Raw genomic sequence first — 22190 nt, 5'->3', positions numbered from 1 at the left:
CTGGGTTGAGGTTGCGGTTTGCGCGACCCGCCGTGCCGCGCAGCCTCCCTTCGTTTCAATGCACCGTTCGCGCTCCGTGCGCCTTGCCTATGCCTTCAATTGCCCGCTCCGACGCCGACCCGGCCGATCCGCTCGACGCTTCGGACGACGATACCGCCGATACCGGCGAGGAGAAACTGCGCTCGGGCATCCAGTCGATCGAGGTGGGCTTTCGCCTGCTCGAGGTGCTGACCCACGAGCCGCGCGCGATGATGCTGCGCGACCTCGCGCAACGCGCAGGCATGAGCCCGGCGAAGGCGCATCGCTATCTGGTGAGCTTCCTTCGGCTCGGCGTGGTCGCGCAGGACGCGCTTTCGGGACGCTATGAACTGGGTGGCTTCGCCTTGCAACTGGGCCTGGCGCGGCTCGCGCGGGTTGACGGCGTGAAGCTCGCGCGGATTGCGCTGGCGGAGCTGCGCGACCGGCTCGACCTGACGGTGGGCATTGCCGTGTGGGGTAATCAGGGGCCGACAGTCGTGCACTGGATGGAATCGAGCCATCCGGCGAAGGCCTCGCTCAAGCTCGGCGACGTGATGCCGTTGCTGGGTTCCGCCACCGGCCTGCTATTCGCGGCCTATCTGCCGGCCAGCAAGACCGCGACGATGATCGAACGTGAACTGGCCGATTCGCGACGCTCGTCGCAGACGGCTGGTCCGCGCACGCACGAGGAGGTTGAGCGTGTGCTCGAGGAAGTACGCGCTCACCAGGCCGCACGCGTCGAAGGTGTGCTGCTGGCAACCATTCACGCGTTCTGCATGCCGGTTTTCGACTCGACCGGCGATCTCGCACTCGGGCTGATTGCGCTTGGTCACGAAGGCGCATTCGATATCCGCTGGGGCGGTGAAGTCGACACGGCACTGCGCGAGTGCGCTCGAAAATTGTCGTACGAACTGGGGTATAGCCCCGCGCCGCGTTAGGATGTAAGACAACGACACGATTGCCGCGGAACATCGCCGGTAGCCTGCCTGTCGAACCCGTTCACTGCGTCCAGCGCTGGCATCTCGCTGGCGCGACACGCTCCATCGCATTTTTACCCGTTAAAACCGCGCCGCTCGATGTCGTTTCCCTCCGCAGTCAGCCGCTCCGAACGCACGTTACCTCACGCCGGGCCCCGCCGCACGCGGGCATGGCGCTGGCTCGCCGTGCTGGCGGTCGTGCTGTGCCTGCACTGGATTGCGGCTCAGTGGATCGAGCGCAACCGAACCACGTTCACGCCCGAGAACACGGCCCATGTGCCCGTGCAGATTGCGCTGCTGACGCCCGAGCGAATCGAGCGTCAACCGGCCGCGTCGACGCCACATCCGGCCGCACCGGCTAAACCCAGGCCCGCAGCGGCGGCGAGCAAGCCGCGCGAGCGGGTGCTCACTGCGACGTCCACGCAGCGCGCGGCCGCAGTCGCGGCGGCGTCTGCCGTCGCAGCGGAGGCAGCATCCGCGGCGCAGGCGAGCGCGGCGGCACAAGCTGCAGCCTCAGCAGCGGCGGCAGCAAACGCAGCAGCAGCAAGCGCCGCAGCCAGTGCGCACGCGGCGGCTGCAAAAGCCGATGCGGGCGTGAAATTCTCGGTGCCACCTTCGGGCGATCTGCAGTACGACACGTTCTATAACGGTGTGCGCAACCAGCCCGGCACGATCCACTGGTCAAGCGACGGCAAAACCTACGACATGGTCGTATCGCTGCCCGTGCCATTCATCGGCTCGTTCACTTACTCGAGCCACGGCCATATCGACGCCTTCGGACTCGCGCCAGACCAGTACGTCGAAAAGCGCGGGCATCGGCCGGAAGACGTGTCGATCTTCAACCGCACGACAAAGCAGATCGTGTTCACCCGTACGCCCGCATCCCTGCCGCTCAGCGATGGCGCACAGGACCGTTTCAGCATGGTCATGCAACTCGCCAGCCTCGTGCGTGGCAATCCGGATGCCTACAAACCTGGCGTTACCCGGCAGTTCTTTGTCGTAGACAACGATAGCGGCGAGATCTGGCCGGTCGAGACGATCGGCGACGAAACGATCCGCACTCAGGATGGCTACCTGAGCGCGCGCCACTTCATGCGTCTGCCGCGCCATGCGGGGGATCAACGACGCATCGATGTATGGCTCGCGCCGTCACTTGGGTGGTTGCCCGCGCGGCTTGTACAGACTGAGCCGAATGGCACTGAAGTTGAACTGCTGTGGCGCGGACCGCTGAACCTCGCGGGCGGTAGCGGCAATGCGGGCAGTGCGAATTCTCAGGGAAGCCAGGGAGGTGGCGTATCGGCTTCAGGCGACGGTCCCGTAGCGAGTCCCGCCGAAAACCCAGCGTCGAACCCACCGGTCAACCCCACGACCGCTCCCTCCAGCCCTGCGCCGACAGAACCCTCAACGCCACCCGCGGCAGCCCTGTCGCCACCCGCACCCGACACCACCTCACCCCCCACCGCAGACAAGCCCTAAAGCCGAGCAGATATTCGACAATGTGCCGAAACTTCCATCGCCGTCACGACTCGCACGACAAGCGGCGCCGTTGCGCCGCGCCGATGGGAACACGGTTTGCTGACGAACAAAGTCCGCTGTGGATCACCCGCCGTGCATCACCGTTTATTACCAGCGCGGCAGGCGCCGCAGCGCCGCGCCCGGCCTTCCACCGCATCACCGCTGACAGGAGCCTGCATGCAAGTGAAACTCAACGGTATCGACACGCGCTATGTCCTCGACAATGAAGGCGGCGGCCCCTGGCTGACCCTCGTCCATCAACTGGGCGGCGATCTGTCCGTATGGGACCAACTCGCCGGTTACTTCCGCGACGATTTCACCGTGCTACGTTACGACGTAAGGGGACACGGCCACACTGCCGTGCCTGATCAACCCTTCAGCATCGCTGACCTCTCGAACGACCTGGCCGCCTTACTCGACGCGCTCGGCGCCCCGCATACGCATCTGGTCGGCATGTCGATGGGCGGCATGATTGCGCAGCAGTTCGCGCTCGATCATCCATCGCGCATCGACACGCTCGTCCTCGCCGACACGAGCGCCGGCACCCTGCCCGAGAATCGCGCCGTTTGGGACCAGCGCGCCGCCACCGCACGTCGCGACGGCATGGCCTCACTGGTGCCCGCCACATTGGAACGATGGTTGACGCCGGATTTCCAGAGGTCGCATCCGGAAGCCGTCGAGCCGATCCACGAGGTTCTGCTGCACACGCGGCCCGAAGGCTATGCCCTTGCCTGCGAGGCATTGCGCGACTTCAATGTGCACGAGCGGTTGCATGAAATTCGTCTACCCACGTTGACAATTGCAGGCCGCCACGACACGGGTACGCCACCTGCTGCAACACAATTGATCGCGAAATCGATTCAGGGTGCACAATACGAACTGCTGGATGCGGCACATCTGGCGCCGGTCGAACAATCTCACCGTTTTGCTGCGTTGCTTGAAACGTTTCTCGAAGCACGGGTCTAACTTGAAGGTCCGGGATTTTTACCAGCGTCACTCCGGACCCACCCCTTGAATTCCACACCATACGCTCCACTTATGGCGCAGGGACGGCCAGGAGCCAACGGAAATAAGGAGTGTCGCCATGCAAATGATCTACAACAGCCCCAATTATTGTGTCGTCGAGTTCCCACCGCAGGACGGTCCTCTCGCCATGAAGTCAGGTGGTTACGAGATCGTCGACAAAAACATGCAACGCGAGATCTACATTGATGGCGCTATGGCGGCACGCTTTCGCGAGCACGTCACCAAGCTGATCGAAGAAGAACCGTCGCTGGACGAAGTAGACGAATTCCTCGGTCAATTCGACAGTTTGATGCATCAACCGGTGATCCTCCACTGACACGCAACGCCTCGGCGACACGTACCTAAAACCCTGTCCGGCTTGCCGGGCGGGGTTTTTTGTCATTGTCGAAGGAATACGGCGTTTCAGTTTTCGCCATTCATAGGGGGATTGAATCCCGAAGCGCGTCCCGATGCATGCAAGGTGGCATCTTTTACCGCCTGCAGCGCGCTGCGTCTCCGCCTGGAAGCTTTGATAAGCCCTTTCACCGCGCGCTCAAGACCGGCGAGGCCTTCGCGCTGCGGATACAATGACGGGTTCCCTGAAAAAGACTCGCGCAAGCCTACTTCTGCCATGAACCAGCCCGCCCCGACCGTCAGCTCAGCCCGCCAGACCGCTTATACGCGCGGTACGGCGTTGCCCGCGCTTCTGCAATCGCGCATCCTCATTCTGGACGGGGCGATGGGCACGATGATCCAGCGGTACAAGCTCGACGAAGCCCGCTATCGCGGCGAGCGCTTCAAGGACTACGGGCGCGACATCAAAGGCAACAACGAACTGTTGTCGATCACGCAACCCCAGATCATCAGCGAGATCCACGAGCAGTATCTGGCGGCGGGCGCCGACATCATCGAAACCAACACGTTCGGCGCCACCACTGTCGCGCAGGCCGACTACGGGATGGAAGATCTCGCGGTCGAAATGAATCTCGAATCGGCAAAACTCGCGCGAGCGGCTTGCGACAAATACTCGACACCGGACAAGCCGCGCTTCGTTGCGGGCGCAATCGGACCGACGCCGAAGACAGCGAGCATTTCGCCTGACGTGAACGATCCGGGCGCGCGCAACGTGACCTTCGACGAATTGCGCGCGGCCTACTACGAGCAGGCCAAGGCGTTGCTCGATGGCGGCTCGGACCTGTTCCTCGTCGAAACGATCTTCGATACGCTCAACGCGAAGGCCGCGCTGTTTGCGCTCGATGAACTGTTTGAAAATACCGGCGAGCGTTTGCCGATCATGATCTCGGGCACAGTCACCGACGCGTCGGGGCGCATCCTGTCTGGGCAGACGGTCGAAGCGTTCTGGAATTCGCTGCGTCATGCGAAGCCGCTCACCTTTGGTTTGAACTGCGCGCTCGGCGCTGCGTTGATGCGCCCGTATGTCGCGGAACTGGCGAAGCTGTGCGATACGTACGTGTCTTGCTATCCGAACGCTGGCTTGCCCAATCCAATGAGCGATACGGGCTTTGACGAATTGCCCGCGGATACGTCCGGGCTCCTGAAGGAGTTTGCCAGCGCGGGGCTTGTGAATATTGCGGGCGGCTGCTGCGGGACGACGCCGGAGCATATTGCGGCGATTGCGAAAGCGCTCGCCGAAATCAAACCGCGCAAATGGCCCGGTCAGTACCGGGACGCGGCCTAAGCCGCGCCGCATCACCCGCACGAAGTAGTCGACGCACGCAACCGAACCGCACACACGCCATGACCGATCACACCATGCGCCTTTCCGGCCTCGAGCCGTTCAACGTCACATCCGGGACGCTCTTCATCAACGTCGGCGAGCGCACCAACGTGACCGGCTCGAAGGCGTTCGCGCGAATGATCCTGAACGACCAGTTCGACGACGCGATCGCGGTCGCGCGTCAGCAGGTCGAAAACGGCGCGCAGATCATCGACGTCAACATGGACGAGGCCATGCTCGATTCGAAAGCGGCGATGGTCCGCTTCATGAATCTGATCGCATCGGAACCGGACATCGCACGCGTGCCGATCATGATCGACTCGTCGAAGTGGGAAGTGATCGAAGCGGGCCTGAAGTGCGTGCAAGGCAAAGCGATCGTCAACTCGATCTCGCTCAAGGAAGGCGAGGATGCGTTCCGTCATCATGCCAACCTGATCCGCCGCTACGGCGCCGCAGCCGTCGTGATGGCCTTCGACGAAAAAGGCCAGGCCGATACCTACCAGCGTAAGACCGAGATCTGCAAACGCTCGTACGACTTCCTCGTCAATGAAGTCGGCTTCCCGCCCGAAGACATCATCTTCGACCCGAACATCTTCGCGGTCGCCACAGGCATCGAAGAGCACAACAACTACGCCGTCGACTTCATCAACGCCACGCGCTGGATCAAGGAAAACCTGCCGTACGCGAAGGTCAGCGGTGGCGTCTCGAACGTGTCGTTCTCGTTCCGCGGTAACGACCCGGTGCGCGAAGCGATCCACACCGTGTTCCTCTACCACGCGATCCAGGCGGGGATGGACATGGGCATCGTCAACGCCGGCCAACTCGGCGTGTACGCAGACCTCGATCCCGAATTGCGCGAGCGTGTTGAAGACGTCGTGCTGAACCGCCGTGCAGACGGCACCGACCGTCTGCTGGAGATCGCCGACAAGTTCAAGACGGGCGCAGCGAAGAAGGAAGAGAACCTCGAGTGGCGCAACCAGCCCGTCGAGAAACGCCTCTCGCACGCGCTGGTGCACGGCATCACCAACTTTATCGTCGAAGATACCGAGGAAGTGCGCGCCAAGATCGCCGCAGCAGGCGGACGTCCGATCAACGTGATCGAAGGCCCGCTGATGGACGGCATGAACGTTGTCGGCGACCTGTTCGGTCAGGGCAAGATGTTCCTGCCGCAAGTAGTGAAGTCAGCACGCGTGATGAAGCAGGCAGTCGCCCATCTGATCCCGTACATCGAAGAAGAAAAGAAGCTGATGGCCGAAGCCGGCGCCGACGTGCGCGCCAAGGGCAAAATCGTCATCGCCACGGTGAAGGGCGACGTGCACGACATCGGCAAGAACATCGTCTCGGTGGTGCTTCAGTGCAATAACTTCGAAGTGGTCAACATGGGCGTGATGGTTCCGTGCAACGACATCCTCGCGAAAGCGAAGGTCGAAGGCGCGGACATCATCGGGTTGTCCGGTCTGATTACGCCGAGCCTCGAAGAAATGGCGTACGTCGCATCGGAAATGCAGCGCGACGACTACTTCCGCATCAAGAAGATTCCGCTGCTGATTGGCGGCGCAACGACCTCGCGCGTGCACACGGCCGTGAAGATCGCACCGCACTACGAAGGGCCGGTGGTATATGTACCCGACGCGTCGCGCTCGGTCTCGGTGGCCTCGAGCCTGCTGTCCGACGAAGGCGCCGCAAGATACCTGGAAGAACTGAAGACCGACTACGACCGTATCCGCGACCAGCACGCCAACCGCAAGGCGCAGCCCATGGTCACGCTGGCCGAAGCTCGCGCCAACAAGACGAAGATCGACTGGGCCAGCTACCAGCCGGTCAAGCCGAAGTTCATCGGCCGTCGCGTCTTCAAGAATTTCGACCTCAGCGAGCTGGCGAACTATATCGACTGGGCGCCGTTCTTCCAGACCTGGGATCTGGCCGGCCCATACCCTGCGATTCTGAATGACGAGATCGTCGGCGAATCGGCGCGGCGCGTGTTCTCCGACGGCAAGGCGATGCTCGCACGCCTGATCCAGGGTCGCTGGCTGCAGGCCAATGGTGTGATCGCGTTGTTGCCGGCCAATACGGTGAACGACGACGACATCGAAATCTACACGGACGAATCGCGCTCGGAAGTCGCGCTGACGTGGCGCAACCTGCGCCAGCAAAGCGTGCGGCCAGTGGTGGACGGCGTGATGCGGCCGAACCGGTCGCTCGCCGACTTCATTGCGCCAAAGGATTCGGGCGTCGCCGACTACATCGGCATGTTCGCGGTGACGGCGGGACTCGGCGTCGACGTGAAGGAAAAGCAGTTCGAAAAGGATCACGACGACTACAGCGCAATCATGCTGAAGGCGCTCGCCGACCGCTTCGCAGAAGCCTTCGCCGAAGCGATGCACGCCCGCGTGCGCCGCGACCTGTGGGGCTACGCGACGAACGAAACGCTCTCCAACGACGAGCTGATCGGTGAAAAGTATCGCGGCATCCGTCCCGCGCCCGGTTACCCTGCCTGCCCGGATCACCTCGTGAAACGCGACATGTTCGAGGTGCTCCATGCGAACGAAATCGGCATGAGCGTCACGGAATCGCTCGCCATGTTGCCGGCAGCGAGCGTCTCAGGCTTTTATCTGGCGCATCCGGAAAGCACCTATTTTTCGGTCGGAAAGATTGCCGCGGATCAGGTGGAAGACTTCGCGAAACGGATGGCCTTGTCGAAGCAGGACGCGGAACGGGCCTTGGCCCCGCTGCTGTAAGGTCAGCGGCATAGCACCGCCAAAAATCGCCCCACTATATCCAGAACGTAAGGCTGAATATTTCAGGCAGGCAGATTTTCGGCTTTGTAGACTGCAAGCGCTTTACCTGCCAGACGCGGCCATAAAACGCGTCGGCTCAACTACTTGCAACCGACACGGAGAATCTCGCATGAAAAAGCTGACGTTGATTTTGGCTGGTCTTTCGCTTGCAGTCGGCACTTCCGTAGCCTTCGCGCAGACAGCCGCTCCGGGTGGCAGCAGTGCGGTCAGCTCGTACTCGCCGCCTACCCAGAAGCACGTCAAAAAGCCGAAGAAGCAGAAGATGAAGAAGGGTGCCTCGTCCGCAGCAGCCGCACCGGCCGCCAGCCAATAAGCCGCGCCGGCCCGAAAGGCTGGACAGTCGCGCGCCCGCAGCCCGTCGCTGTCACGCTCGTTGTTGTTGCAGCGAGACGGATAGCTGGCTTATGCGGTTGCATAAAACACAAGAGCCCGCTTGAAGCGGGCTCTTGTGTTTGGATGTGTCGATTACGCGGGGCAAGGTCCGACCCGGGCGCCGACTTCGGAGCTATCGCATCGCGCAGGAGCCGCGCGGCAACGCCGCAGCAGCGCGCTGACGCCCGTCAAACGCCCCAGACGATATCGGCGTTTTCCTTTTGCGCGGCGCGAAGCATGTCGAGGAACGGATAGGCCCGTTGCGCCAGACCGACCGGAATCTCGTGGTGCTCGTGGCCCTCTTCGCCTTCGTGAAAGTGGCCCTCGTGCTCGGCACGTTCCTGCTTGTCGGAACTGATGGCCGATTCCAGTTTGGTGATTGCTTCGCCCAGTTCATCGTGCATGATGACCCCTCGCTCACCAAGACGTTTGCCGACAATGCCAACAAGGTATTGCGCCAGATTTTCCAGCATCATCACGTCCGGAGCGGCGCGGCATTTGAAAGTAATCAGCATGACAGTTCCCTTTTTCATTTGTTTGATTTACGCGCCGATGGCCGTGGGACGACCGTCAGCGTGCGTTTCGTTGGCGGGCCGGCGAGCGCCGGCGGCCACGGCCCTGTGTTGGGCATCTCATTGGACATATTAGCACCTGCTAAAATCCGTCCTGACGCAAAAGCGCGCCGCTCCGTGCCGGACAATGGTTCGCACGGCCGATCGGCCGTGGTCTGCCCCCGCCTCGCGCGCTGCTCCCGTTTCACCGCACTGCCTCACTGGACTCGCAACAAGCATGCTGCCCGCACAGAAACAAACGCTCGAACTACTCCTCGCCGACACCGTGAAGCAGGTCGCCGAAGCGACCCAAGGCACGGCCGAAGCCGCCTTCGTCGCCCCCACCATTACGCTGGAACGCCCGAAGGTCGCCGCTCACGGCGATGTCGCCTGCAACGTCGCGATGCAGCTCGCCAAGCCGCTGCGCGCGAATCCGCGCCAGCTCGCGCAGCAGATCGTCGATGCAGTGCTCACCCATCCGCAAGCGCAAGGTCTCGTGGAAGCCGCAGAAGTGGCCGGCCCCGGCTTCATCAACCTGCGCCTTTCGCCCGCGGCCAAACAGGCAGTGATCGCCGCCGTATTCGCGGAACATGAAGCGTTCGGCCGCTCGCAGCGCGATGCCGGCAAGCGTGTGCTGATCGAATTCGTCTCGGCCAACCCAACTGGCCCGCTGCACGTCGGCCATGGCCGCCAGGCGGCGCTGGGCGATGCGCTCGCTAACGTGCTCGCTTCGCAGGGCTACGGCGTGCATCGCGAGTTCTACTATAACGATGCGGGCGTGCAGATCCATACGCTGGCCGTCTCCACCCAGGCGCGTGCGCGCGGCCTGAAGCCGGGCGATGCCGGCTGGCCGGAGTCGGCCTATAACGGCGACTACATCGCCGATATTGCGCACGACTACATGAACGGTGAAACGGTCGCCGCGAAAGACGTCGAGCCGGTCAAGGGCGAAGGCGACGTGGACAACCTGGAGGCCATCCGCCGCTTTGCGGTGGCCTACCTGCGCCACGAGCAGGACATGGACCTGCAGGCCTTCGGCGTGAAATTCGACCAGTACTACCTCGAATCGTCGCTGTATGCGGAAGGCCGCGTCGAGAAAACGGTGAAGGCGCTGATCGCCGCCGGCAAGACCTACGAGCAGGAAGGCGCGCTGTGGCTGCGCACGACCGACGACGGCGACGACAAAGACCGCGTCATGCGCAAGACCGACGGCACCTACACCTACTTCGTGCCGGACGTCGCCTATCACGTAGCCAAGTGGGAACGCGGCTTCACCAAGGTCATCAACGTGCAGGGCTCGGACCATCACGGCACGATCGCGCGGGTGCGCGCCGGTCTGCAGGGTCTCGGCATCGGCATTCCGAAGGGCTATCCCGACTACATCCTGCACAAGATGGTCACGGTGATGCGCGATGGCGAGGAAGTGAAGATTTCGAAGCGCGCGGGCAGCTATGTGACGGTGCGCGACCTGATCGAATGGTCGGGCGGCGCGACGCCGGGCTCGGAAACCTCGCCGGATCTGCTCGACGAAGCAACGATTCGCCGTGGCCGCGACGCCGTGCGGTTCTTCCTGATCTCGCGCAAAGCCGACACGGAATTTGTGTTCGATATCGACCTGGCGCTCAAGCAGAACGACGAAAATCCGGTGCACTACGTGCAATACGCGCACGCCCGGATATGCTCGGTCATCAGCGAGTGGAAGACGCGCTACAACGCCGACGAGGCCATTCTGCCGTCGGTGGACGTGTCGTTGCTGACCAGCGAGCGGGCCATGGCACTGCTGCAAAAACTCGCGGAATTCCCCGACATGCTGCAACACGCCGCCGACGAACTCGCGCCGCACGCGGTCGCCTTCTATCTGCGCGACCTCGCGGGCGAATTCCACTCGTTCTACAATGACAAGGCTGAACGCGTCCTCGTCGACGACGAAGCGGCGCGTAACGCCCGCGTTGCATTGCTCGCCGCCACGCGCCAGGTGCTGGCAAACGGCCTTGCGACGATCGGCGTCTCTGCTCCCGAAAAGATGTAAGTCCTCCGGCACGACATGCACTCGGCCGTCGTTATAATCGACGACCGTTCCAGGATTCTTTTTGCAGGTGATTTAGACGATGGCAAAACCACGCCGCACAACAAAGCAGTCGAAACAAACCGGGGGCACATTTCTCGGCATCGTACTGGGCCTGATTGTCGGCCTGGCAATCGCGGTAGTGGTGGCGCTGTATATCACCCGGGCGCCTACGCCATTCGTCGCCAAGGTCGCCCCGCCTGCGGCTTCCGACACCAGCGCGAGCGAGGCGCAATACGATCCGAACCGTCCGCTGCAAGGCAAAACACCAGGCCAGCCGGTGCCGCAGGCTAACCAGCCGGCGCCGCCGAACACCGCGCCGGGCCAGACCAACGGCGCGAATCCGCCGGGCGGCATGTTGCAGGAACCGCAAATCGTCGAAGTACCGCCGGCCAGCAGCCCGGCAGCGAATAACGGCGTCGCGGTTGCGCCGCAGCCCGCACAGGATCAGGCCGCCTCCGGTACCGTGAAGAAACCGCAGCAGGCCACTAGCGCTCCGTCCAGCACGGCGGCCGCGCCGGCCTCGAACGCAGCCGATGCGAACAGCGGCTATTTCCTGCAGGTTGGCGCGTACAAGACGTCGGCGGATGCGGAGCAGCAGCGCGCCCGCCTCGCCTTCCAGGGCTTCGAATCGAAGGTCACGCAGCGCGATGCCGGCGGAGTCACCTACTACCGCGTGCGCATCGGGCCGTTCTCGAAGTTCGAGGACATGAATTCGGCCCGCCAACGTCTGTCCGACGCCGGCGTCGATACCGCCGTGATCCGCTTTACCAAGCAGTAATGTTCCGTCATGCGCCGCCGCTGAACCTCAGCGTGCGGCGCGAGTCTCAAGCACCTTAGAGGCCTGCCGCCAAAACCTCATAACGGAGCGGCCTGGACGGTCACCGCACCGCCGTCGCATCGTTACTCCGCCTAATTGGGTCAACAAGACATGAAAAAACTGCTGAGCATTCTCTTTCTCTCTATCGGCCTCGTCAGTGCGGCCGTAGAGGCGTCTCCTGGTGCCCCGGTCGCCGGTAAGGACTACACCGTGCTGCCGCAGGCGCAGCCGGTGGACGTGCCGGCCGGCAAGATCGAAGTCACCGAATTCTTCTGGTACGGCTGCCCGCACTGCAACGAATTCAACCCGTACCTCGAAACGTGGATCAAGAAGCAAGGCCCAGACGTCGTGTTCAAACGTGTGCCGGTGGCCTTCCGCGACGACTTCATCCCCCATTCGAAGATGTACCACGCGCTCGACGCGCTAGGTCTTGCAGAAAAGCTCACGCCGGTGGTCTTCAACGAAATCCACGTCAACAAGGACTATCTGCTGACGCCGGAAGACCAGCAGAAATTCCTTGCCAAGAACGGCGTGGATCCGAAGAAGTACATGGACGCGTACAACTCGTTCTCGACGCAAAGCGAGATCCAGCGCGACAAGAAGATGCTGGACGACTACAAGATCGACGGTGTGCCGACGCTGGCCGTGCAAGGCAAGTATGAAACCGGCCCGGCTGCGACCAACAGCCTGCCGGGCACGCTCCAGGTCCTCGATTATCTCGTCGCCCAGGTCCGCGCGAAAAAGATGTAAAGCCTGAGGCGCCGGTATGAGTACGACTCTCAAGGTTTTCATCACCGGCGCTTCCAGTGGCATCGGCCTCGCGCTCGCCGCCGAATACGCGCGGCGCGGCGCGATTCTCGGGCTGGTTGCCCGTCGCGGCGACGCCCTCGCCAGCTTCCAGCAGTCCCATCCGGATCATCCCATCTCGATTTACCCCGCCGACGTGCGCGACGCCGATGCGCTCGCGGCCGCCGCTGCGCAGTTCATCGCGCAGTACGGTTGCCCCGACATCGTGATCGCCAATGCCGGCGTCAGCCGCGGCGCGCTCACCGGACATGGCGACCTGCGCGCGTTCCGCGAGGTCATGGACGTCAACTACTTCGGCATGGTCGCCACCTTCGAGCCGTTCGCGGCCGCCATGATGGCGGCAGGCAAGGGCTCGCTGGTCGGCGTGGCGAGTGTGGCCGGCGTGCGCGGCTTGCCCGGTTCGGGCGCTTATAGCGCCTCCAAGGCCGCCGCGTTCAGGTATCTCGAGGCGCTGCGCGTCGAGATGCGGCCCAAGGGCGTCAACGTGGTCACGATCGCTCCCGGCTACATCCGCACGCCGATGACCGCGCACAATCCGTATCGCATGCCGTTTCTGATGGACGCCGACCGCTTTGCCGCGAAGGTCGCCGACGCAGTTGCGCGTAACACGCGCTTCGCGATTTTCCCGTGGCAGATGCGCGTCGTGGCCATGCTGTTGCACGTGCTGCCGCGCTGGATCTACGACCGCGCCTTCGAACGGGCCCCGCGCAAGCCGCGCGCCGCTGAATAGGGTAGGCAGGCCGTGAGCGCGAAAGTGTTCAAAGCCGCGGCGCTGCGTCCATATGGATATGCCGATTCGGTTGTTGTCGGCACAACCACCGTTCGATAAGCTTGCGCGCTGGCGGTTTCGCGCAGGCACGACCTGCGCCAGCGCCGGAAACGTATCACAATGAAGTCGGTGGTCCGCGCAGGCCGCGTGCCCGGCCGCGCTTGTTATGGGAGATCCTATGCGCATTAAATTGCCCGTCGCCGTAATCGCCGCTCTACTCGTCACGGCGCCCGCGCTCGCGCTGGCCAAACCGCTGACCGTCTGCACCGAAGCGAGCCCCGACGGTTTCGATGTCGTCCAGTTCAATTCGCTCGTGACGACCAATGCGTCAGCCGACGTGATTTTCAACTCGCTGGTCGCCTACGACGAAGCCGCGAAGAAGGTGGTGCCCGCGCTGGCGCAGAGCTGGGACGTGAGCGCCGATGGCCTCACCTATACGTTCCATCTGCGCCCCAACGTGCAGTTTCAGACCACTGACTACTTCAAGCCCACCCATGCGCTGAATGCCGACGACGTCGTGTTCACCTTCAGCCGGATGCTCGACGACAGCAACCCGTGGCACAAGGTGACGGGGGCGAGCGGCTTCCCGCACGCGCAATCGATGGGGCTGCCGAAGCTGATCAAATCGGTCGCGAAGGTCGACGACAACACGGTGAAGTTCGAGCTGAACCAGCCGGACGCGACGTTCGTCTCGATCCTGACGATGGGCTTCGCCTCGATCTACTCCGCCGAATACGCCGATCAGCTGCTGAAAGCGGGCAAGCAGGTCGACCTGAATGCCAAACCTATTGGCACCGGGCCGTTCGTGCTGAAGAGCTACACGAGGGACGCCGTGATCCGCTATGACGTGAATCCGACGTACTGGGGTTCCAAGCCGAAGGTCGACCGTCTGATCTACGCGATCACGCCGGACGCTACGGTGCGGGCGCAGAAGGTCAAGACCGGCGAATGCCAGATCGCGCTCTCGCCGAAGCCGCAGGACGTGGCTGACGCGAAGACCGACAAGTCGCTCGCGATCGTGCAGACGCCCGCGTTCATGACGGCGTTCGTCGCGCTGAATACGGACAAGAAGCCGCTCGACAACCAGAAGGTTCGCGCCGCGCTGAACATGGCGTTCGACCGCACGACGTATCTGAAGACCGTGTTCGACAATACGGCGACGCCGGCTGTGAATCCGTATCCGCCCAACACCTGGAGCTACAACAAGTCAGTCAAGGCGTGGCCGTACGACCCGGTGAAGGCGAAGAACCTCCTCGCCGAGGCAGGCTTTCCGAACGGTTTCTCGACCACCATCTGGGTGCGGCCGACGGGCAGCGTGCTCAATCCGAACCCGAAGGCCGGCGCCGAACTGCTGCAGGCCGACTTCGCGAAGATCGGCGTGAAAGCGGACGTCAAGGTGATCGAGTGGGGTGAGTTGATCAAGGAAGCCAAGCAGGGCCAGCACGACACGCTGTTTATGGGTTGGGCCGGCGACAACGGCGATCCGGACAACTTCCTGTCGCCGCTGTTTAGCTGCAACGCGGTGAAGTCGGGCATCAACTTCGCGCGCTTTTGCGACGCCGATCTCGACAAGCTGATCGCCGATGCGAAGGCCACGCCGGATCAGGCCAAACGCGCGAAGGCATATGAAGCTGCGCAGCAGCTCATCCACGATCAGGCGTTGTGGATTCCGCTTGGGTATCCGACGGCTGCGGCTATCACGCGGACCGATGTGAGCGGGTATCACGTGAGTCCGTTTGGGCGGCAGAACTTTACGTCAGTGGTCGTGCAGTAAGACTGCGGCGCCGAGCCGAAAAGCTGCCAGCACAAACAACAAGGCCCGGTTGCGTTGCACCGGGCCTTTCTCTTTTCGTGGACCAGACCAGCAAAGAGTCTAGAGCGGCGAGAACCGGATCACGCCGTCCGCGTCGTGCGTGCGCTTCAACTCGCCCGCAAGCCACAGCAGATGCAAATGCGCGAGCGCCTCGCCCATGGCGAACGTCATCTGATGGATATCGAGCTGCCGCTTGAACATCAACGGCACGATATCCGCGGCGCTTTGCGGCTTCTGCGCGCAGGCTTCGCGCACTTCGGCGAGCCGGGCATCGTGATGTTCGCGCAGTTGCCTGATACGGGTTCGCACGCCGCGAAACGGCTTGCCGTGCGACGGCAGTACGAGCGTATCCTCAGCCATCGTCTCGTAGCGGCCGAGCGATTCCAGATATAGCGCGAGCGGCGTACCTTCCGGCTCCATGTCGAACACCGAAACGTTGGTAGAGATACGCGGCAATACCATGTCACCCGAAATCAGCACGCCGTCCGCTTCGTTATGCAGCGCGCAGTGTTCCGGCGAGTGACCAAAGCCGGTCACGACGCGCCACGTCTTGCCGCCAATATCGATGCCCTGTCCTTCACGCACGCGCCGATACTGGCCCGGTATCGCCGGAACGAGGTTCGAGTAGTAGCTCGTGCGATTGCGCAGTTTGTCGAGTGAGGCCTCGTCGGTGAGCCCATGCAGTGCGAAGTGGCGCGCTGCGCCGGCGCCACCCGCGTTCGAGCCGTCGCCTGACGCCATCACGCGCGCCTGCATGTATTCACCAAGCGTCATCCACAGACGCACGTCCCAGCGCTGCTTGTCGCCGCCCTTACAGATCCAGTGCGCAAGACCGATGTGATCCGGATGGCAATGCGTGACGATCACACGCAGCACCGGCAGGCCTTCGAGCACCGTGTCGAACACCTGCTCCCAGTTCGCCTTGATCGTGTCCGAGGTGATGCCGCAATCGATCACCGTCCAACCCTTCTGACCATCGATCTCATCGCGCAGCAACCACAGGTTGATGTGGTCCAGCGCAAACGGCAGCGGCATACGCAGCCAGAACACGCCAGGCGTCACTTCGAATGCGTGGCCGGCCTCCGGCAAGGTGTCGTTGAACGGGTAGTCGAGCTGGTGTTCGAGAGCATTCATTGTGGGGGTCTTTTTCCATCGGTCATGCGGTCGGCGTCGCGGCAATACCTGCCACTTCGTCGCCGCGCGCCCTGGTTGCGCTTTACTCAAGTTGACGATAACGTAAACGTCGATTCTATCGTCCAATCGGTTTTTCTGCCCGGCCACGGGGCGTCCCATGAACACGCAATACACCATCACCGAGCTCGCGCGTGAATTCGACGTCACCCCGCGAGCGATCCGCTTCTACGAAGACCAGGGTTTACTCTCACCAAGCCGTGAAGGGTCAGGTGGACTGCGGCGCGTCTACTCGGGCCGCGACCGGACACGTCTGAAACTCACGTTGCGGGGCAAGCGGCTCGGCTTTACGTTGTCGGAAATCCGCGATCTGCTCGATCTGTACGAATCGCCGACCGACACGGCTCAGCAATTGCACGCGTTTCTCGCCACCGTGACACGGCATCGCGAAGTGCTGGAGCGCCAGCTCGAAGACCTGAACGCGACGCTCGAAGACCTCGCGCAATACGAAGCCCAGGCGCGCGCGCTGCTTGAAAGCGGCGAACGCGAGCCGCAAGGGTTGGTGTCGGACGCCCGCTCGACATGAATCACTTTCCCAAACTGCTGTCGTCGCAGATTGGCTTCGATCTTGCGCAGACGATGCTCGAAGGATTCGATCGCCACTATCGCGTCTTCCGCGAGGCCGCGATCCACGCGAAGGCCCTGTTCGAAGCCGGTGACTGGCATGGCCTGCAACGACTTGCGCGGGAACGGATTACTTCGTATGACGAACGGGTCGCGGAATGCGTCAAGCTGCTCGAAGACGAATACGATGCCGAAAATATCGACGACGAGGTGTGGCAGCAGATCAAGCTACACTACATCGGCCTCTTGACCACGCATCATCAGCCTGAATGCGCGGAAACGTTTTTCAATTCGGTGTGCTGCAAGATTCTGCATCGCTCGTATTTCAACAACGATTTTATTTTCGTGCGGCCAGCGATCTCGACCGAATACATCGAGAACGACGAACCCGCGGCCAAACCGACCTATCGCGCGTATTACCCCGGTAAGGACGGTCTCGCTGCAACGCTCGAGCGCGTCGTCACCAACTTCCAGCTGGAGCCCCCGTTTGAGGATCTGCAGCGCGATGTTGGCTGCGTGATGCAGTCCATTCACGACGCGTTCGGCACCTTCGACGAAGCCGCCAATTTCCAGATTCATGTGCTGTCGTCGCTGTTCTATCGCAACAAGTCGGCGTATATCGTGGGGCGCATCATCAACGGTGACGCGCTGCTCCCATTCGCCGTGCCGCTGCGTCACGTAAAGCCCGGTCTGCTCACGCTCGACACCGTGCTGCTCAAGCGCGACCAGTTGCTGATCATCTTCAGCTTCTCGCACTCATATTTTCTGGTGGATATGGAAGTGCCGTCCGCGTACGTGGAGTTTCTCGGCACCGTCATGCCGGGCAAGCCCAAGGCGGAAATCTATACCTCGCTCGGCTTGCAGAAGCAGGGCAAGAATCTGTTCTATCGCGACCTGCTGCATCACCTGTCGCATTCGAGCGATCAGTTCATCATCGCACCCGGCATCAAAGGGATGGTGATGCTGGTGTTCACGCTGCCGTCGTTTCCTTATGTGTTCAAGCTGATCAAGGACAATTTCCCGCCGCCCAAGGAAACCTCGCGCGAACAGATTCAGGGCAAATATCAGCTCGTCAAACGACACGACCGTTTAGGACGTATGGCCGATACGCTGGAGTATTCGAGCGTGGCGCTGCCTGTCTCGCGCCTCGACGAAGCGCTGTTGCGCGAACTCGAAAAGGAAGTGCCGTCGATGCTCGAATACGAGGGCGACAACCTCGTGATCCGCCATCTGTACATCGAGCGCCGCATGGTGCCGTTGAACCTCTATCTGCAAAATGGCAGCGACGAGGACGTCGATCACGGCATCCGCGAATACGGTGACGCGGTGAAGGAGCTGATGCAGGCGAACATCTTCCCCGGCGACATGCTGTACAAGAACTTCGGTGTGACACGTCATGGCCGCGTCGTGTTCTACGACTACGACGAGATCGAATACCTGACCGATTGCAATGTGCGCGCGGTGCCGCCGCCGCGCAACGAGGAAGACGAGATGTCCGGCGAGCCGTGGTACGCGGTTGGCCCGCACGACATCTTTCCCGAAACCTACGGTACCTTCCTGCTCGGCGACCCGCGCGTGCGCCGCGCTTTCATGCAGCATCACGCAGACTTCTTCGATCCGGCGCTATGGCAACGACATAAGGATCATTTACTGAAAGGCGAACTGCCCGACTTCTTTCCCTACGACAGCAGTATTCGCTTCTGCATCCGCTATCCGGAGCGTTTCGCTCCCGGAACCGGCGTGCAGAAAGCTGCCGGTGCAAACGACTCAAGCGGCTCAAGCGACGCAAACAACGCAAACGACACAACGGCAACGCGCGAATCTGCTGCTCGCGCGGCGTGAACGAACATGGACCCCGTTCTACGCCCGCCCCTCCTGCAACGACACCGACCGGTCCATCGGTCCAACAACCGACTCGACTCACCATGAACGCAAACGCTTCTTCTCTGCCCAACCCGCTCTCTCACCTGTTCGACAACAACGACAAGTGGGTAGCCCGCCAACTCGCCGAGGACCCCGAGTATTTCTCGCGCCTTGCCCATCAGCAGACGCCTGAATACCTGTGGATCGGCTGCTCGGATTCGCGCGTGCCGGCCAACCAGATCATCGGCCTGCCGCCGGGCGAAGTGTTCGTCCATAGAAACATTGCGAACGTCGTCGTGCACACCGATCTGAACTGCCTCTCCGTGATCCAGTTCGCCGTCGATCTGCTGAAGGTCAAGCACATCATGGTGGTGGGCCACTACGGCTGCTCGGGCGTGGGCGCCGCACTGCACGGCCGGCGTGTCGGTCTGGCTGACAACTGGCTGCATCACGTGCAGGATGTGCGCACCAAACACGCGACGCTGCTCGAAGAATGGCCAATGGGCGAAGCGCGTCACCGGCGTCTCGTGGAGCTGAACACGATCGAACAGGTCGTCAATGTATGCCGCACGACCATCGTCAACGACGCCTGGGCGCGCGGCCAGGAACTTACCGTGCACGGCTGGGCCTATGGCGTGCACGACGGCAAGGTGCGCAATCTCGGCATGATGATCGGCGCGCCGGATGAGCTCGATGAAACGTATTCGAAGTGCGTCGCGGCTGTATCGGCGAGCGGCGCGCATCGGGCAGACAACGACGTGGTCGCGTCCGACGCGGCCAGGCTCGGCGAGGTGCCAGCCGTCGTCGAAGGTGTGATCAAGGAGCTAAAACATGAGTGAGACAAAGCGTGACAACCAGGCCGATCCGATTGTGATCGTTTCCGTCGCCCGTACGCCGATGGCGGCGTTCCAGGGCGACTTCACGACGCTGACCGCGCCGCAACTTGGCGCGATCGCGATCGAAGCGGCCGTCAAGCGCGCAGGTCTGGAGCCGGGACAGGTCGACGAAGTGGTGATGGGCTGCGTGCTGCCTGCCGGTCTCGGCCAGGCGCCCGCTCGTCAGGCAGCGCTCGGCGCGGGTTTACCGCTCTCCACCGGCAGCACGACGGTGAACAAGATGTGCGGCTCCGGCATGCGCGCGGCCATGTTCGCGCACGACATGCTGGCCGCGGGCTCGGTGGATGTGATCGTCGCGGGCGGCATGGAAAGCATGACCAACTCGCCTTACCTGCTGCCGAAGGCGCGTGGCGGCATGCGCATGGGCCACGGCCAGGTGATCGACCATATGTTCTACGACGGTCTCGAAGACGCCTACGAAAAGGGCCGCCTGATGGGCACCTTCGCCGAGGAATGCGCGACGTCATTCGACTTCACGCGTGAGGCGCAAGATGCCTTCGCCGTGGAGTCACTCAAGCGCGCGAAGCGAGCCAACGAAGACGGTTCGTTTGCATGGGAAATCGCGCCCGTGAAGGTAGAGAGCCGCAAGGGCGACGTGACGATCGAACGCGACGAGCAGCCGTTCAAGGCGAACCTCGAGAAAATCGCGACGCTCAAGCCTGCGTTCAGCAAGACCGGAACGGTGACGGCCGCGAACTCGTCTTCTATCTCGGATGGCGCTGCAGCGTTGGTGATGATGCGTGAATCGACAGCGAAGCGGCTGGGTGTCACGCCGCTCGCGCGTGTGGTCGGTCATTCGACCTTCGCTCAGGAACCGGCGAAGTTCACCACCGCGCCGGTGGGCGCGATCCGCAAACTGTTCGAGAAGAACGGTTGGAGTGCGAACGAAGTGGACCTGTACGAGGTGAACGAAGCGTTCGCCGTTGTGACGATGGCCGCGATGAAAGAACACCGTCTGCCGCACGAGAAGGTCAACGTGAACGGCGGCGCCTGCGCGCTGGGCCATCCGATCGGCGCGTCGGGTGCGCGGATCCTGGTCACCCTGATCGGTGCGTTGAAGCACCGCGGCCTGAAGCGCGGTGTCGCGACGCTGTGCATCGGCGGCGGTGAGGCAACCGCGATGGGGATTGAACTGGTGTAAGGCGTTGCGGGTGCGCTGTGTCCTTCTCGTCCCCAAAGCGGGCACGGCGCATGCACCCAGTCCAGCATAGGGTCCGCCCTGAACCCGCTTTAGATCCGCTTTGTACCTCGAGGTAATCGTATGAAAACAGTATTGATAGTCGGTGCGTCGCGCGGCATCGGCCGCGAATTCGCGCACCAGTACAAAAAGGCCGGTTGGCGCGTGCTTGCCACCGCACGCGACGAGGCATCGCTCGAGGCACTTGAAGCGCTCGGCGCGGAGACGTTTTCGCTCGACATCACCGTGCCCACCGAGATCGCTGCGCTTGGCTGGAAGCTCGATGGCGAGCGGCTCGATGCGGCATTGCTGGTGTCGGGCGTCTACGGTCCGCGTACGGACGGCGTGGAGACCGTCACCGCCGAGGACTTCGACGAAGTGATGGTGACCAATGTGCGCGGCCCCATGCAACTGATTCCGATCCTGCTGCCGCTCGTCGAGGACGCCAACGGCGTCCTCGCGGTGCTGTCGAGCAAGATGGGCAGCATCACCGAGGCGAGTGGCACCACGGGCTGGCTGTATCGCGTGAGCAAGGCGGCGCTCAACGACGCGCTGAAGATCGCCTCATTGCAGACGCGGCGCGCGGCATGCGTCGCGTTGCATCCGGGCTGGGTACGCACCGATATGGGCGGTGCACAGGCGGCGATCGATCCCGAGCGCAGCGTGAGCGGCATGCGCCAGGTCCTCACTCAGGCCGCGGCGTCACACGAGTCGTTTAACGGCCGATTCTTCCAATACGACGGTACCTCGCTCGACTGGTGAGATCCTTGACGACGCAACGACCCACCGATTGCCCCTGCGGCGGCGCAGCGCCCGATCAGCGCAGCGGCGCCAGACCGCCGCGCTTCGCGCTTTGCTGTGGACGGTTCATCGACGGCGGCGAGGCCGCCCCCAACGCGCTCGAACTGATGCGCTCGCGCTACAGTGCATACGTGCTCGGTGCGAACGGCTATCTGCGCGCCACGTGGGCGCCGCATACCTGCCCTGCTGAACTCGACGCAAATCCCGACGCCTCCGACGCGCCGCGCTGGCTAGGTCTGCAGATCAAACGCTTCGCCTCACAAGACGACAACCACGCCGAAGTCGAATTCATCGCACGTTACAAGGTTGGCGGGCGGGCTCACCGGTTGCACGAACTGAGCCGCTTCTTGCGCGGCGACGATGGCCGCTGGCGCTATGTCGACGGCGACCTCAGCGATACCTAGCACCACCACGTCAGACACCGCGCAGTAAGGGTCCGTAATATTTCAG

General features: G+C 62.5%; 19 protein-coding genes and 1 pseudogene. 18 read left to right on the top strand and 2 right to left on the bottom strand.

Features of this window, described 5'->3' with window-relative positions; all coding sequences use genetic code 11:
- Nucleotides 1-89: 89 nt before the first annotated feature.
- The 7 genes and pseudogenes from P3T17_RS12455 (at nt 90) to P3T17_RS12425 (ending at nt 8364) form a co-directional block, all read left to right on the top strand.
- Nucleotides 90-956 carry an IclR family transcriptional regulator gene (locus P3T17_RS12455; RefSeq protein ID WP_074263203.1) on the top strand — a complete coding sequence of 289 codons (867 nt, stop codon included), beginning with the start codon at nt 90-92 and terminating at the stop codon, nt 954-956.
- Between the two features lie 138 nt (nt 957-1094).
- A complete protein-coding gene (locus P3T17_RS12450; RefSeq protein WP_429406959.1) occupies nt 1095-2471 on the top strand; it encodes a DUF3108 domain-containing protein in 1377 nt (458 codons plus the stop codon).
- 216 nt (nt 2472-2687) lie between these two features.
- Entirely contained in the window at nt 2688-3476 is a 789-nt protein-coding gene (gene pcaD / locus P3T17_RS12445; RefSeq protein ID WP_429286705.1) for a 3-oxoadipate enol-lactonase, read from the top strand.
- Nucleotides 3477-3594: 118 nt separating this feature from the next.
- Entirely contained in the window at nt 3595-3852 is a 258-nt protein-coding gene (locus P3T17_RS12440; RefSeq protein ID WP_074263200.1) for a BTH_I0359 family protein, read from the top strand.
- Between the two features lie 294 nt (nt 3853-4146).
- Entirely contained in the window at nt 4147-5214 is a 1068-nt protein-coding gene (locus P3T17_RS12435; RefSeq protein WP_429406958.1) for a homocysteine S-methyltransferase family protein, read from the top strand.
- A gap of 47 nt (nt 5215-5261) precedes the next feature.
- Nucleotides 5262-7991: pseudogene (gene metH / locus P3T17_RS12430) on the top strand (methionine synthase); the annotation flags it as partial.
- A 169-nt stretch (nt 7992-8160) separates the two neighbouring features.
- Nucleotides 8161-8364, top strand: coding sequence for an acid-shock protein (locus P3T17_RS12425; RefSeq protein WP_429406956.1), 204 nt, complete (start codon nt 8161-8163; stop codon nt 8362-8364).
- 247 nt (nt 8365-8611) lie between these two features.
- Here the strand turns inward: P3T17_RS12425 and P3T17_RS12420 are convergent, their stop codons facing one another.
- Nucleotides 8612-8938, bottom strand: coding sequence for a DUF1840 domain-containing protein (locus P3T17_RS12420; protein ID WP_074263196.1), 327 nt, complete (start codon nt 8936-8938; stop codon nt 8612-8614).
- A 274-nt stretch (nt 8939-9212) separates the two neighbouring features.
- Between P3T17_RS12420 and argS the strand changes: the two genes are divergently transcribed.
- The 5 genes from argS to P3T17_RS12395 all read left to right on the top strand — a co-directional run bounded on the left by argS (nt 9213) and on the right by P3T17_RS12395 (nt 15209).
- A complete protein-coding gene (argS, locus tag P3T17_RS12415) occupies nt 9213-11003 on the top strand; it encodes an arginine--tRNA ligase (protein WP_074263195.1) in 1791 nt (596 codons plus the stop codon).
- Nucleotides 11004-11082: 79 nt separating this feature from the next.
- On the top strand, nt 11083-11820 hold the full coding sequence (locus P3T17_RS12410) for an SPOR domain-containing protein (RefSeq protein ID WP_429406954.1): 738 nt from the start codon (nt 11083-11085) through the stop codon (nt 11818-11820).
- 150 nt (nt 11821-11970) lie between these two features.
- Nucleotides 11971-12609 (top strand): thiol:disulfide interchange protein DsbA/DsbL, encoded by a 639-nt coding sequence (locus tag P3T17_RS12405; protein WP_074263193.1) that lies wholly within the window; start codon nt 11971-11973, stop codon nt 12607-12609.
- Nucleotides 12610-12625: 16 nt separating this feature from the next.
- Nucleotides 12626-13396 (top strand): SDR family oxidoreductase, encoded by a 771-nt coding sequence (locus P3T17_RS12400; protein ID WP_429286703.1) that lies wholly within the window; start codon nt 12626-12628, stop codon nt 13394-13396.
- Between the two features lie 217 nt (nt 13397-13613).
- Nucleotides 13614-15209 (top strand): ABC transporter substrate-binding protein, encoded by a 1596-nt coding sequence (locus P3T17_RS12395; RefSeq protein WP_429406953.1) that lies wholly within the window; start codon nt 13614-13616, stop codon nt 15207-15209.
- A 99-nt stretch (nt 15210-15308) separates the two neighbouring features.
- Here P3T17_RS12395 and P3T17_RS12390 read toward each other — a convergent pair whose 3' ends face one another.
- Nucleotides 15309-16382 (bottom strand): MBL fold metallo-hydrolase, encoded by a 1074-nt coding sequence (locus P3T17_RS12390; RefSeq protein ID WP_429406951.1) that lies wholly within the window; start codon nt 16380-16382, stop codon nt 15309-15311.
- A gap of 157 nt (nt 16383-16539) precedes the next feature.
- Between P3T17_RS12390 and P3T17_RS12385 the strand changes: the two genes are divergently transcribed.
- From P3T17_RS12385 to P3T17_RS12360, 6 genes are all read left to right on the top strand, one after another.
- Nucleotides 16540-16965, top strand: a complete 426-nt coding sequence (locus P3T17_RS12385) for a MerR family transcriptional regulator (RefSeq protein ID WP_429406949.1) — start codon at nt 16540-16542, stop codon at nt 16963-16965.
- A complete protein-coding gene (aceK, locus tag P3T17_RS12380; protein WP_429406947.1) occupies nt 16962-18845 on the top strand; it encodes a bifunctional isocitrate dehydrogenase kinase/phosphatase in 1884 nt (627 codons plus the stop codon). The genes P3T17_RS12385 and aceK overlap by 4 nt, the downstream gene beginning before the upstream one ends.
- A gap of 83 nt (nt 18846-18928) precedes the next feature.
- Nucleotides 18929-19705, top strand: a complete 777-nt coding sequence (gene can / locus P3T17_RS12375; RefSeq protein ID WP_074263188.1) for a carbonate dehydratase — start codon at nt 18929-18931, stop codon at nt 19703-19705.
- The gene (locus P3T17_RS12370) at nt 19698-20903 is read left to right on the top strand and encodes an acetyl-CoA C-acetyltransferase (RefSeq protein WP_429406945.1); all 1206 of its coding nucleotides are present in this window, start codon (nt 19698-19700) and stop codon (nt 20901-20903) included. Before can ends, P3T17_RS12370 begins: the two co-directional genes overlap by 8 nt.
- A 120-nt stretch (nt 20904-21023) precedes the next feature.
- Nucleotides 21024-21701, top strand: coding sequence for an SDR family oxidoreductase (locus P3T17_RS12365; protein ID WP_429406943.1), 678 nt, complete (start codon nt 21024-21026; stop codon nt 21699-21701).
- 5 nt (nt 21702-21706) lie between these two features.
- Complete coding sequence (locus tag P3T17_RS12360) at nt 21707-22144, top strand: YchJ family protein (protein WP_429406941.1); 438 nt, start codon at nt 21707-21709, stop codon at nt 22142-22144.
- The last annotated feature ends 46 nt before the right edge of the window (nt 22145-22190 follow it).

Source organism: Paraburkholderia sp. GAS82, from assembly GCF_050436285.1.
Classification (GTDB): domain Bacteria; phylum Pseudomonadota; class Gammaproteobacteria; order Burkholderiales; family Burkholderiaceae; genus Paraburkholderia; species Paraburkholderia phenazinium_B.
The sequence above is the reverse complement of the archived record's forward strand: the minus strand, read 5'-3'. Positions and strand labels throughout refer to the sequence as shown.

What these genes read in the sequence shown, in the direction of transcription:
- P3T17_RS12385 (WP_429406949.1), top strand. Translation starts at nt 16,540, where the DNA reads ATGAACACGCAATACACCATCACCGAGCTCGCGCGTGAATTCGACGTC.
- P3T17_RS12400 (WP_429286703.1), top strand. Translation starts at nt 12,626, where the DNA reads ATGAGTACGACTCTCAAGGTTTTCATCACCGGCGCTTCCAGTGGCATC.
- P3T17_RS12405 (WP_074263193.1), top strand. Translation starts at nt 11,971, where the DNA reads ATGAAAAAACTGCTGAGCATTCTCTTTCTCTCTATCGGCCTCGTCAGT.
- aceK (WP_429406947.1), top strand. Translation starts at nt 16,962, where the DNA reads ATGAATCACTTTCCCAAACTGCTGTCGTCGCAGATTGGCTTCGATCTT.
- P3T17_RS12390 (WP_429406951.1), bottom strand. Translation starts at nt 16,382, where the DNA reads ATGAATGCTCTCGAACACCAGCTCGACTACCCGTTCAACGACACCTTG.
- pcaD (WP_429286705.1), top strand. Translation starts at nt 2,688, where the DNA reads ATGCAAGTGAAACTCAACGGTATCGACACGCGCTATGTCCTCGACAAT.
- P3T17_RS12410 (WP_429406954.1), top strand. Translation starts at nt 11,083, where the DNA reads ATGGCAAAACCACGCCGCACAACAAAGCAGTCGAAACAAACCGGGGGC.
- P3T17_RS12365 (WP_429406943.1), top strand. Translation starts at nt 21,024, where the DNA reads ATGAAAACAGTATTGATAGTCGGTGCGTCGCGCGGCATCGGCCGCGAA.
- P3T17_RS12420 (WP_074263196.1), bottom strand. Translation starts at nt 8,938, where the DNA reads ATGCTGATTACTTTCAAATGCCGCGCCGCTCCGGACGTGATGATGCTG.
- can (WP_074263188.1), top strand. Translation starts at nt 18,929, where the DNA reads ATGAACGCAAACGCTTCTTCTCTGCCCAACCCGCTCTCTCACCTGTTC.
- P3T17_RS12370 (WP_429406945.1), top strand. Translation starts at nt 19,698, where the DNA reads ATGAGTGAGACAAAGCGTGACAACCAGGCCGATCCGATTGTGATCGTT.
- P3T17_RS12435 (WP_429406958.1), top strand. Translation starts at nt 4,147, where the DNA reads ATGAACCAGCCCGCCCCGACCGTCAGCTCAGCCCGCCAGACCGCTTAT.
- P3T17_RS12395 (WP_429406953.1), top strand. Translation starts at nt 13,614, where the DNA reads ATGCGCATTAAATTGCCCGTCGCCGTAATCGCCGCTCTACTCGTCACG.
- P3T17_RS12425 (WP_429406956.1), top strand. Translation starts at nt 8,161, where the DNA reads ATGAAAAAGCTGACGTTGATTTTGGCTGGTCTTTCGCTTGCAGTCGGC.
- P3T17_RS12450 (WP_429406959.1), top strand. Translation starts at nt 1,095, where the DNA reads ATGTCGTTTCCCTCCGCAGTCAGCCGCTCCGAACGCACGTTACCTCAC.
- P3T17_RS12455 (WP_074263203.1), top strand. Translation starts at nt 90, where the DNA reads ATGCCTTCAATTGCCCGCTCCGACGCCGACCCGGCCGATCCGCTCGAC.
- argS (WP_074263195.1), top strand. Translation starts at nt 9,213, where the DNA reads ATGCTGCCCGCACAGAAACAAACGCTCGAACTACTCCTCGCCGACACC.
- P3T17_RS12440 (WP_074263200.1), top strand. Translation starts at nt 3,595, where the DNA reads ATGCAAATGATCTACAACAGCCCCAATTATTGTGTCGTCGAGTTCCCA.